This is a genomic window from Paracoccus laeviglucosivorans, from assembly GCF_900182695.1.
GTDB classification, from domain to species: Bacteria; Pseudomonadota; Alphaproteobacteria; order Rhodobacterales; family Rhodobacteraceae; genus Paracoccus; species Paracoccus laeviglucosivorans.
The window spans coordinates 1-1276 of sequence record NZ_FXTK01000078.1; the positions used below are offsets into that span (position 1 = coordinate 1).

Here is a 1276-nt window from a genome sequence, read left to right on the forward strand (position 1 = left end):
GCTCACATCCCGCTATATAGCGGGAACTTCGCGCAAAGTGCCTCGACCTCGGCCTTGACCTTGGCTTCGACGGCGGCGTTGCCCTCGTCGCCATGGGCGGCCAGGCCATCGACGACCTCGACGATCCAGCGGGCGATCTGGCGGAACTCATCTTCCTTGAAGCCGCGGGTGGTGCCCGCCGGTGCGCCCAGGCGGATGCCCGAGGTCACGAAGGGTTTTTCCGGGTCGAACGGCACGCCGTTCTTGTTGCAGGTGATGTGCGCGCGGCCCAAAGCGGCCTCGGTCGCCTTGCCGGTCACGCCCTTCGGACGCAGGTCGGCCAGGCACAGGTGGTTGTCGGTGCCGCCCGACACGATGTCGATGCCGCCCTTCATCAGCTCATCGGCCATGGCCTGCGCGTTCTTGACCACCTGGGCTGCATAGTCCTTGAAATCGGGGCGCAGCGCCTCGCCAAAGGCCACCGCTTTCGCGGCGATCACATGCATCAGCGGGCCGCCCTGCAGGCCGGGGAACACCGCCGAGTTGATCTTTTTCGCGATGCCTTCGTCATTGGTCAGCACCATGCCGCCGCGCGGACCGCGCAGCGATTTATGCGTCGTCGTGGTCACGACATGCGCGTGCGGCAGCGGCGAGGGATGCTGACCACCCGCGACCAGACCCGCGATATGGGCCATGTCCACCATCAGATAGGCGCCGACCTCATCCGCGATGGCGCGGAAGGCGGCCCAGTCCCAGACGCGGCTATAGGCCGTGCCGCCCGCGACGATCAGCTTGGGCTTGTGCTCCAGCGCCTTGGCGCGGATGTCGTCCATGTCCAGCAGCTGGTCCTGCTGGCGCACGCCGTAGCTGACGACGTTGAACCATTTGCCCGACATGTTGACCGGCGAGCCATGGGTCAGGTGGCCGCCCGAATTCAGATCAAGGCCCATGAACGTGTCGCCCGGCTGCAGCAGCGCCAGGAACACCGCCTGGTTCATCTGGCTGCCGCTGTTCGGCTGCACGTTGGCAAAGCCGCAATCGAACAGCTGCTTGGCGCGCTCGATCGCCAGATCCTCGACGATGTCGACATATTGGCAGCCGCCGTAATAGCGCTTGCCCGGATAGCCTTCGGCATATTTGTTGGTCAGGACCGAGCCCTGCGCCTCAAGCACCGCCCTGGAGACGATGTTTTCCGAGGCGATCAGCTCGATCTCGTCGCGCTGGCGCCCAAGTTCCTGGCGGATCGCCCCAAAAACGGCCGGGTCCCGGCTGTCCAGCGTCTCGGTGAAGAATCCGG

The 1276-nt window shown here is 65.4% G+C and carries 1 protein-coding gene; it reads right to left on the reverse strand.

From position 1 onward, the window contains the following. Positions 1–2: 2 nt before the first annotated feature. Positions 3–1276 (reverse strand): serine hydroxymethyltransferase (glyA, locus tag FN835_RS21100; RefSeq protein ID WP_281285432.1); only part of this gene is annotated, 1274 nt, incomplete at its 5' end.